This window comes from Streptomyces sp. NPDC031274, assembly GCF_055570235.1.
Map to the genome: position 1 here is coordinate 167,186 of NZ_JBVIHP010000018.1, position 10,131 is coordinate 177,316.

Annotated in this window: 9 protein-coding genes; 2 read left to right on the forward strand and 7 right to left on the reverse strand. The window is 69.5% G+C overall.

The window, feature by feature from the left end:
* Positions 1-16: 16 nt before the first annotated feature.
* Both rarD and ACZ5CR_RS27535 read right to left on the reverse strand, forming a co-directional pair.
* Complete coding sequence (gene rarD, locus ACZ5CR_RS27530) at positions 17-1,027, reverse strand: EamA family transporter RarD (RefSeq protein WP_468862051.1); 1,011 nt, start codon at positions 1,025-1,027, stop codon at positions 17-19.
* 193 nt (positions 1,028-1,220) lie between these two features.
* Positions 1,221-2,081 carry an SDR family oxidoreductase gene (locus ACZ5CR_RS27535; RefSeq protein ID WP_468862052.1) on the reverse strand — a complete coding sequence of 287 codons (861 nt, stop codon included), beginning with the start codon at positions 2,079-2,081 and terminating at the stop codon, positions 1,221-1,223.
* A gap of 91 nt (positions 2,082-2,172) precedes the next feature.
* Between ACZ5CR_RS27535 and ACZ5CR_RS27540 the strand changes: the two genes are divergently transcribed.
* Entirely contained in the window at positions 2,173-2,628 is a 456-nt protein-coding gene (locus ACZ5CR_RS27540) for a winged helix-turn-helix transcriptional regulator (RefSeq protein ID WP_468862053.1), read from the forward strand.
* Between the two features lie 39 nt (positions 2,629-2,667).
* Here the strand turns inward: ACZ5CR_RS27540 and ACZ5CR_RS27545 are convergent, their stop codons facing one another.
* The 4 genes from ACZ5CR_RS27545 to ACZ5CR_RS27560 form a co-directional block, all read right to left on the reverse strand.
* Positions 2,668-3,684, reverse strand: a complete 1,017-nt coding sequence (locus ACZ5CR_RS27545; RefSeq protein WP_468862175.1) for a 2-oxoacid:ferredoxin oxidoreductase subunit beta — start codon at positions 3,682-3,684, stop codon at positions 2,668-2,670.
* Positions 3,685-3,802: 118 nt separating this feature from the next.
* On the reverse strand, positions 3,803-5,734 hold the full coding sequence (locus tag ACZ5CR_RS27550; RefSeq protein WP_468862054.1) for a 2-oxoacid:acceptor oxidoreductase subunit alpha: 1,932 nt from the start codon (positions 5,732-5,734) through the stop codon (positions 3,803-3,805).
* A 332-nt stretch (positions 5,735-6,066) separates the two neighbouring features.
* Positions 6,067-6,726 (reverse strand): LuxR C-terminal-related transcriptional regulator, encoded by a 660-nt coding sequence (locus ACZ5CR_RS27555; RefSeq protein WP_468862178.1) that lies wholly within the window; start codon positions 6,724-6,726, stop codon positions 6,067-6,069.
* A gap of 383 nt (positions 6,727-7,109) precedes the next feature.
* Positions 7,110-8,468, reverse strand: a complete 1,359-nt coding sequence (locus tag ACZ5CR_RS27560) for a sensor histidine kinase (protein ID WP_468862056.1) — start codon at positions 8,466-8,468, stop codon at positions 7,110-7,112.
* Between ACZ5CR_RS27560 and ACZ5CR_RS27565 the strand changes: the two genes are divergently transcribed.
* Positions 8,434-8,658: a hypothetical protein gene (locus ACZ5CR_RS27565; protein WP_468862182.1), complete on the forward strand. Its 225-nt coding sequence runs from the start codon at positions 8,434-8,436 to the stop codon at positions 8,656-8,658. The genes ACZ5CR_RS27560 and ACZ5CR_RS27565 overlap by 35 nt on opposite strands.
* An 88-nt stretch (positions 8,659-8,746) precedes the next feature.
* Here the strand turns inward: ACZ5CR_RS27565 and ACZ5CR_RS27570 are convergent, their stop codons facing one another.
* A complete protein-coding gene (locus tag ACZ5CR_RS27570) occupies positions 8,747-9,970 on the reverse strand; it encodes a sensor histidine kinase (protein ID WP_468862059.1) in 1,224 nt (407 codons plus the stop codon).
* Positions 9,971-10,131 lie beyond the last annotated feature (161 nt).

Sequence of the window (10,131 nt, forward strand, 5' to 3'; positions counted from 1 at the left end):
GACGGTGGCCGCGGCGTCAGACCCCGGACTCCTCCCGCCCGGCAGCGGGAGTCATCGGCTCAGTCTCCCGCCCGGCGACGGGAACCCCGGCCACCGATGCCCTCGCGGCAGCCAACCGCACCGCATTGGCCCGCGCGGAGCGCACCGCATCCCAGGTCAGCAACGTCAGCGCCAGCCACACAAGCCCGAACCCGGCCCACCGCTCGGGCGGCATCGCCTCATGGAAGTACAGGATGCCGAGCAGGAACTGGAAGACGGGAGCGAGGTATTGCAGCATCCCGAGCGTCGCGAGCGGCACCCGGATCGCGGCGGCGCCGAAGCAGACCAGGGGAATGGCGGTGACCAGACCGGTCGCCGCGAGCAGCGTCCCGTGCCCGAAACCCTCCGTGCCGAACGTGGCGTCGCCCCGCAGACTGAGCCACACCAGGAACCCGACCGCGGGCAGGAACTGGATCGCGGTCTCGGCGGCGAGGGACTCCAGACCGCTGAGGCCGACCTTCTTCTTCGCCAGGCCGTACGTGGCGAAGGAGAAGGCGAGGCAGAGCGAGATCCACGGCGGCTGCCCGTACCCGAAGGCGAGTACGAGAACTGCCGCGAGGCCGACGGCGACGGCCGTCCACTGCACGGGCCGCAGCCGTTCGCCGAGGAGCAGGACGCCCATCGCGATGGTGACCAGGGGGTTGATGAAGTAGCCGAGGGAGGCCTCCACGACGTGGCCGGAGTTCACGGCCCAGATGTAGACGCCCCAGTTGATCGTGATGACCGCCGCGGCGATCGTCACCAGGCCCAGCTTGCGCGGCTGCCGGATCAGTTCACCGGCCCAGGCCCAGCGCCGCACGACGAGCAGCGCGATGCCGACCACGACCAGGGACCACGCCATCCGGTGCGCGAGGATCTCGCCCGCCCCGGCCGGCTTGAGCAGGGGCCAGAACAGGGGCACGAGGCCCCACATCCCGTAGGCCGCGATGCCGTTCAGCAGTCCTGTGCGCTGCTCGCTCTTCGACTGCTCAGCTGCGGCGGCGTCCACGGCCCCTCCTTGGTGCGTGGCAGCCCCACGCTGCCTCCAAGAAGGTAGCCGCACAGACACTCCCGTGTCATGCCCGTCTCAGGAAAACGGTCATGACGTCCGCCTCGGCCCAGATCTGCTCCGACCTCCTCGGCATCTGCTCCGCGCTCAGCCCTTGAGCGCCGTCGCCCTCAGCCCTTGAGCGCCACCGTCCTCAGCCCTTGAGCGCAACCGCGATCGCGTCCGCGAGAGGCGTCGTCGGCCGCCCGATGAGACGGGCGAGATCACCGCTCGTACCGGCGAGGAGACCCCGCTCGATCGCCGAGTCCACGTCGACGAGGATCGCGGCGAACTGCTCGGGAAGCCCGGCGCCGGTCAGGATCGCGAGGTTCTGCTCGGCGGGGACGTTCGCGTACGAGATGTCCTTGCCGGTCTGCCGGGAGATCTCGGCGGCGTACTCGGCGAGGCTCCACGCGACATCGCCGCTCAGCTCGTAGGCCTTGCCCTCGTGGCCCTCGCCGGTGAGTACGGCGACGGCGGCGGCCGCGTAGTCGGCGCGCGAGGCGGAGGCGACCCTGCCCTCGCCCGCGGAGGCGACGACGGCGCCGTGCTCCAGGACGGGGGCGAGGTTGGCCGTGTAGTTCTCGTGGTACCAGCCGTTGCGCAGGAACGTGTGCGGAATACCGGAGTCGAGGACGAGCTGCTCGGTCTCCTTGTGCTCGTCCGCGAGGTCGAAGTCGGCGTCGGGTCCGCCGAGGACGCCGGTGTACGCGAGCAGCGCCACGTCCGCCGCGCGGGCGGCGTCGATCACCGCCGCGTGCTGCGGCACGCGCTGCCCGACCTCGCTGCCGGAGATCAGCAGGACCCTGTCGCCCGCGGCGAAGACGCCGGTGAGGGTCTCGGGCGCGCTGTAGTCCGCGATCCGCAGTTCGACACCGCGCGCGGCGAGGTCGGCGGCCTTCTCCTTGTTGCGGACTACGGCGGCGATCTGCCCGGCGGGCACCTGCGCGTCGAGCAGCCCGTCGATGACGAGACGGCCGAGGTGTCCGGTGGCTCCGGTGACGACGATGCTCATGTCTGGAATCTCCCTTTGGTCTGGTTCTGAGGAAGAGCCTACGCCGGGCGCTAACTTTCGGAAAGTACCCACTTTGAAGTAAGGTACTGGCATGGCAGTAAGTACTTGGAACCTCGGCGACGACGGGATGTGCCCGCAGCGCCTCGTCCTGGAACACGTGACGAGCCGCTGGGGGGTACTCGTCCTGATCGCCCTGGACGAGCGCTCGTACCGCTTCAGCGAACTGCGCCGGGCTCTCGGCCGGGTCAGCGAGAAGATGCTGACGCAGACCCTTCAGACCCTGGAGCGCGACGGCCTCGTGCACCGCGACGCCAAGCCGGTCATTCCGCCGCGCGTCGACTACTCGCTCACCGACCTCGGGCGCGAGGTCGGCGAGCAGGTGCGGGCGCTCGCCGAGTGGACCGAGCGGCGCCTGTCGGACGTACAGGAAGCGAGGCAGACGTACGACGAAGCCCGGCAGGCGTACGACGAAGCGCGGCAGGCGTATGACGAAGCCCGGCAGGTGCACGACGAAGCCCGGCGGGCGTATGACGAAGCCCGGTCCTGAAAAGTCAGAACCGGGCGCAGGGGGCAGTGCCCGGCGGTGTCAGCCGGCGACGGTCCAGGTGTCGTTGCCGGCGAGGAGTGTGGCGAGGTCGCCCTTGCCGTTGTGCTCGATGGCGGTGTCGAGCTGGTCGGACATGAGGGTGTCGTAGACCGGGCGTTCGACGTTGCGGAAGACCCCGATGGGGGTGTGGTGCAGGGTGTCGGGGTCCGCCAGGCGGGAGAGCGCGAAGGCCAGGGTGGGGGAGGTGGAGTGCGCGTCGTGGATCAGGATCTGTGACTCGGTCTCGGGGGTGACGGGGACGACTTTGAGGTCGCCGGTGGCCGGGTCGCGTACGACGCCCTTGGAGCCGGAACCGTTCTCCAGGGGTGCTCCGAAGCGGATGGGCCGGCCGTGCTCCAGGCGGATGACGGCTTCCTCGGCCTGTTGCTTGTCCTTGAGGACCTCGAAGGCGCCGTCGTTGAAGATGTTGCAGTTCTGGTAGATCTCCACCAGGGCGGTGCCGGGGTGTTCGGCGGCCTCGCGCAGGACGCTGGTGAGGTGTTTGCGGTCGGAGTCCACGGTCCGCGCCACGAAGCTCGCCTCCGCGCCGATGGCCAGCGACACCGGGTTGAAGGGGGCGTCGAGGGAGCCCATCGGCGTCGACTTGGTGATTTTGCCGACTTCGGAGGTGGGGGAGTACTGGCCCTTGGTGAGGCCGTAGATCCGGTTGTTGAAGAGCAGGATTTTGAGGTTGACGTTGCGGCGCAGGGCGTGGATGAGGTGGTTGCCGCCGATGGACAGGGCGTCGCCGTCTCCCGTGACCACCCACACGCTCAAATCCCGCCTGGAGGAGGCCAGTCCGGTGGCGATGGCGGGGGCGCGGCCGTGGATGGAGTGCATCCCGTAGGTGTTCATGTAGTACGGGAAGCGGGAGCTGCAGCCGATGCCGGAGACGAAGACGATGTTCTCCTTGGCCAGGCCGAGTTCGGGCATGAAGCCCTGTACGGCGGCCAGGACGGCGTAGTCGCCGCAGCCGGGGCACCAGCGCACCTCCTGGTCGGACTTGAAGTCCTTCATGGACTGCTTGGCCTCGGCCTTGGGCACCAGGGAAAGCGCTTCGATCGTGCTCCCGGCGCTCCCGGCGCTCCCAGCGCTCCCGGCGCTTTTGGTGCTCCCGGTGCTGTCGGTCTTCGTGTCAGCCATTGATGGCCTCCTTGAGAGCCGTGGCGAGCTGCTCGGCCTTGAACGGCATTCCATTGACCTGGTTGTACGAGACCGCGTCCACGAGGTACTTGGCGCGGAGCAGTGTGGCGAGCTGCCCGAGGTTCATCTCGGGAATCACCACCTTGTCGTAACGCTTGAGGATCTCGCCGAGGTTGCGGGGGAAGGGGTTGAGGTGGCGCAGATGGACCTGCGCCACGCTCTCGCCGACCGCCCGCAGTCGGCGTACCGCCGCGGTGATGGGGCCGTACGTCGAGCCCCAGCCCAGGACGAGCAGCGTGGCGTCGCCGCCCGGGTCGTCGACCTCCAGATCCGGGACGTCGATATTGTCGATCTTGGCCTGGCGGGTGCGGACCATGAAGTCGTGGTTGGCCGGGTCGTAGGAGATGTTGCCCGTGCCGTCCTGCTTCTCGATCCCGCCGATCCGGTGCTCAAGACCCGGCGTGCCGGGGATCGCCCACGGGCGGGCCAGGGTCCGCGGATCACGCTTGTAGGGCCAGAACACCTCACTCCCGTCGTCCTCGGTGTGATTGGTACCCGAGGCGAACTGCACGCGCAGATCCGGGAGTTCATCGGTGTCCGGGATGCGCCAGGGCTCGGAGCCGTTGGCCAGATATCCGTCGGAGAGCAGGAAGACCGGGGTGCGGTAGGTGACCGCGATGCGGGCCGCCTCGATCGCCGCGTCGAAGCAGTCGGCCGGGGTCTTCGGCGCCACGATCGGCACCGGCGCCTCGCCGTTGCGCCCGTACATCGCCTGCAAAAGATCCGCCTGCTCGGTCTTGGTCGGCAACCCCGTGCTCGGCCCGCCCCGCTGGATGTCCACGACCAGCAGCGGCAACTCCAGCGACACCGCGAGGCCGATCGTCTCCGACTTCAGCGCCACTCCCGGTCCCGAGGTCGTGGTCACCGCCAGCGAGCCGCCGAACGCCGCGCCCAAAGCGGCCCCGATGCCCGCGATCTCGTCCTCGGCCTGGAACGTGCGCACCCCGAAGTTCTTGTGCCTGGAGAGCTCGTGCAGGATGTCGGAGGCCGGAGTGATGGGATACGAGCCCAGATAGAGCGGCAGATCCGCCTGCCGCCCCGCCGCGATCAAACCGTAGGACAGCGCCAGGTTCCCCGAGATGTTGCGGTAGGTACCCGTCGGGAAGGCCTGGGTGGCCGGGGCGACCTCGTAGGAGACCGCGAAGTCCTCCGTCGTCTCACCGAAGTTCCAACCCGCCCTGAACGCCGCGATGTTCGCCTCCGCGATGTCCGGCTTCTTGGCGAACTTCGACCGCAGGAACTTCTCCGTCCCCTCGGTCGGCCGGTGATACATCCACGACAGCAACCCAAGCGCGAACATGTTCTTGCTGCGGCCCGCGTCCTTGCGCGAGAGGTCGAACTCCCCCAGCGCCTCGACGGTCAGGGTCGTCAGCGGCACCGGATGGACGCTGTAGCCATCCAGCGAACCGTCCTCAAGCGGCGAGGCCTCATAGCCCACCTTCGCCATCGCCCGTTTGGAGAACTCGTCGGTGTTGACGATGATCTCCGCGCCGCGCGGCACATCGGCGATGTTCGCCTTCAGGGCGGCCGGGTTCATCGCGACCAGGACGTTCGGCGCGTCGCCCGGCGTGAGGATGTCGTGATCGGCGAAATGCAACTGAAAGGAGGAAACACCCGGCAGGGTGCCGGCAGGAGCACGGATCTCGGCGGGGAAGTTCGGCAGTGTCGACAGGTCGTTCCCGAAGGACGCCGTCTCCGAGGTGAACCGGTCGCCGGTGAGCTGCATACCGTCACCCGAGTCACCCGCGAAACGGATGATCACCCGGTCCAGACGGCGTACATCCTTCTCACCAGCAGGCTTGCGCTGCTCTCCGACTACTGTCCCATCGGCCTGCTCGGCTGTGCTACTGACCTGGCTGGTCACTGAACTGGACCTCCCTCGGGCGGCTGAGCGGGAAGGGCTGGGCGACCGGCCTTCCCAAAGTCCACCCTACGTCGGTAAGGGTCACCTACCTGTGGTAGATCGCATGACGGACGCGCTTTTGAGACGCAATGTTGCCCCGTTTTGTCACGGTGTGCCTCACCCCCCGGCCCGTCATGGAAGACGCCCCCGCCCATCCTTTGGTTCTAGGACTGCTGGTTCCAGGACTGCTCTCCGTGCTTCTGTGCGCTCATGGTGGCGCCCCTGCCTCCAGTGACGCTCAAGCGCCTTTGGTGGCGCTCAAGCCGTCAAATAGCTGACAGAGTGTCAGATTGCTATGAATTCAGGTAGGTGAGAACCGCCAGAACGCGTCGGTGATCCCCGTCACTCTGGGAGAGCCCCAGCTTCAGGAAGATGTTGCTGACGTGCTTCTCGACGGCGCCGTCGCTCACCACCAACTGCCGGGCGACCGCGGAGTTGGTCCGCCCCTCGGCCATCAGACCGAGTACCTCGCGTTCGCGCGGAGTAAGCCTCGCGAGGACATCCTGCTTGCGGCTGCGGCCGAGCAGCTGCGCCACGACCTCCGGGTCGAGCGCGGTGCCGCCCTGTGCGACGCGCACCACCGCGTCCACGAACTCGCGCACCTCCGCGACGCGGTCCTTGAGCAGATAGCCGACGCCACGGCTGGACCCGGCGAGCAGCTCGGTGGCGTACTGCTCCTCGACGTACTGCGAGAGGACAAGCACCCCGAGGCCCGGGAACTGGTGGCGCAGATGCACCGCGGCCCGCACCCCCTCGTCGGTGTGCGTGGGCGGCATCCGCACGTCGGCGACGACCACATCGGGCAGCGCACCCGTGGAGGAGAGCTCGTTGATCGTCTTGATCAGCTGGTCCGCGTCGCCCACCCCCGCGACGACGTCGTGCCCCCGGTCGGTCAGCAGACGGGTCAGGCCCTCCCTCAGCAGCACTGAATCCTCGGCGATGACGACCCGCACTTTGTCCTCCACGTTCACGGCCCCCCGGCATATTCGATTCTGGTTGTCCCCCGACACCCCAGTATCGCGCGTACTAAGGGGCGTTACCGCGTGCGTGGACGGACCGGCACGGCAGAACACCCACCCGGCTTCCCCTCGCTGGGGGCTACCGGGTGGGTGAGCGAGGGGGACTACCTGGTGGATGAGGGGGGTGGGCTACTGGTTGGGCGAGCGGGGGTGGGCTACCGGTTGGGCGAGCGGGGTGGGATTACCGGTTGGGCGAGCGGGGTGGGGCCGCCGTCATGCCCACCAGGGCAGCTCCGCCCTCGCGCCCGCTAGGGCAGCTCCGCCGTCACGCTCGCCAGGGCAGCTCCGCTCCCACGCCCACCAGGGCAGCTCCGCCCTTAAGCCCGCCAGGGCAGCTCCGCCGTCACGGTCGTCGGGCCGCCCACGGGCGAATCCACGACCAGAATCCCGTCGACCGCGTCGAGCCGCTCGGCGAGCCCCGCGAGGCCGGAGCCGCCGGTCACGTCCGCGCCCCCCGCGCCGTTGTCGGAGACCTGAAGCATCAGCCGGTTCTCGACCTGCCAGACGTCGACCGAGCCACGGGTCGCCCGCGCGTGCTTGCTGATGTTCTGCAGCAGCTCGGAGACGGTGAAGTACGCGATGCCCTCGATCGCGGCGGCAGGACGCGCGGGCAGATCCACCTCGACCTGGATCGGAACCGTGCACCGGGCGGCGAGCGCGGAGAGCGCCGCGTCCAGACCGCGGTCGGTCAGGACCGCCGGGTGGATGCCGCGGGCCAGGTCGCGCAGCTCCTGGAGGGCGACCTTCACCTCGCCGTGTGCCTCGTCCACCATGCGGGCCGCGGCCTGGGGGTCCTCCGTCAGCTTCTCCTTGGCCAGACCCAGGTCCATGGCGAGCGCGACGAGGCGGGCCTGCGCCCCGTCGTGCAGGTCGCGCTCGATGCGGCGCAGATCGGCCGCGGCCGTGTCGACGACGACCCCGCGGTCCGACTCCAGCTCGACGACGCGCGTCGCCAGGCTGGAAGGGCCGAGCAGCCCGACGACCATGACGCGGTCGACGGTGGTCAGGGCCCGGATGATCCAAGGCGTGGCGAGCGTGACCAGCAGGCCGGTGAGGGCGGTGACGCCGATCTCGAAGGGGTTGTCGATGAGGACGCGGTGCCCGTCGTCGCCGTAGAGCTGGATGCCGTCCTGGCCGCCGTAGACCGGGAAGAGCCACTGCCACAGCGGGTACGTGAGCATCGCCCAGCCGTACGTCCAGAAGAGCACCGACACGCCGAAGGAGAAGACCGCCCACGGCATGTGGAGCAGGGAGTAGAGGACGTGCCGCCAGGAGACGCCGCTCTTGAGCACGGCGCCGATCCACGCCATCATGCCGCCGCCGTTCGTGGGCCGCAGCGGCTCCGGGTTCGCCACCTCCACGTCGAGCAGGGCCCGCGCCCGCACCCGCTCGAGCGAGCCGATCCCACGGCAGGCGGCGAGCCCGGCGGCGAGTACCGGGATGCCGATGAACGTGATCAGCAGCCCGGCGCCGAGCGAGAGCATCGTGACCGCGAACGTGAACGTCACGATGCTGATCGGCAGGCTCAGGAGCACATAGCCGAACTCCTTCCAGGCGCGGGCCTCGATCGGCGCGCGCAGCCCGGCTGGGATACGCGGCTGCCGCTCATCGAGGTCGGATCGCCGGAACTCCGAACGGTTCATGCGTCCGTACTCCTGTCCGTACTCCGTGGCCATCGGTGTCGTCCGTTTCTGCTGGGTCTGCTGGGTCTGCTGGGTCTGCTCGGGCCCGCTCGGGCTGCCGGGTCTGCTCGGGCCGCTCGGGCTGCTGGATCTGCTCGGGCTGCTCGGTCGTGTGCTGCCTCGACGTCGCGTTGTGTTCCGTGGTGCTCCGGCGTCGTATCTCCAGACTCCCGTGCGCAGCTGATCCGGACCATGTGGTGCGTAGGTGTCTTCGACCGGGGGTTTTCCCTACCCCCGGGCATCGCGGCCCCTACCTCCGGGCGTCGCGGTCCCTACCCCCGCGCATCCTGACCCCTGTCCCTCTCCCTGCCCCGGTCCCGGTCCCGGTCCCGGTCCCGCCAGGGCAGTTCCGCCGTGATCGTCGTGGGTCCGCCCTCCGGCGACTCGATCACGAACAGGCCGTCGACCGCGCCGAGCCGGTCCGCGAGGCCCGCCATGCCCGTGCCCCCGTCCAGACTCGCGCCGCCCCGGCCGTCGTCCCGCACCTGGATGAGCAGCCGCTGATCGGCACGCCACACCTCCACGGACGCCGAACGCGCCCCGCTGTGCTTGCTGACGTTCTGCAGCAGCTCGGAGACGGTGAAGTACGCGCTGCCCTCGATCGCGGCGGCCGGGCGCGTCGGTAGATCGGCCGTCACCTTCACCGGGACCGTGCACCGCGCGGCGAGCGAGGAAAGGGCCGCGTCCAGGCCGCGGTCGGTCAGGACCGCGGGGTGGATGCCGCGGGCGAGATCGCGCAGTTCCTGCAGGGCGAGCTTCACCTCGCCGTGCGCCTCGTCGACCATCGCCGCCACCGTGTCGTCGGCCTGGCCCTCAAGGAGCTTCTCCTTGGCCAGACCGAGCCCCATGGCGAGCGCGACGAGGCGGGCCTGCGCCCCGTCGTGCAGGTCGCGCTCGATGCGGCGCAGGTCGGCCGCGGCCGTGTCCACGACGACCCCGCGGTCCGACTCCAACTCGACGATGCGCCGCTCCAGTTCGTCGGAGGGCGAGAGCAGCCCGCGCGCCATCACACGGTCGGCGTTGGTCAGGCCGCGCACGACGTAGGGAAGCACGGGCCAGAACACGAAGAGCCCCGTCAGGGTGACGGTGAACGTCACCACTCCCCAGGGCAGCCGCATGAACGAGTACAGCATCGTGCGCCAGCCGACCGGGTCTCTCAGACTCGACCGCAGCCAGCTGAAGAACCCGTGCTTGCGCAGTTTCGGCATCGGGCTCGGCTCGTCGATCCACAGCCCGAGGAGTGCCCGCGCCCGGGCCCGCTCCATCTTGCCCAGGAGCCGCGCGCCGAGCAGCGCGCCCGCGAGCAGCGGCAGGCCGATGACCGTCACGGCGAGACCGCCGCCGGCCGCGATCGTGACGACCGCGTAGACGAAACCGGCCACGCCCAGGGGGAGGTTGGCGAGGAGGTGCGCGATCTCCTTCCAGGTCTGCCGGTCGTACGCCGCGAAGCGCGCGGGCGGCGGGGACGTGGATGAGGACATGGCGCGTGCGGTCATAAGCGCTAGGGTGCACGGCCCGCCGCCGCGGCGCCATGAGGAGGGCCGCCCGGACGCCCGGGGGATAACCCCACCCGCCTGCGCCCGCCCGCGCCCGCCTGCCGACGCCCCCGTCGGCGCCACGTCACGAGCGATCAGTCCTTGCCGATGCGTGACGCTCT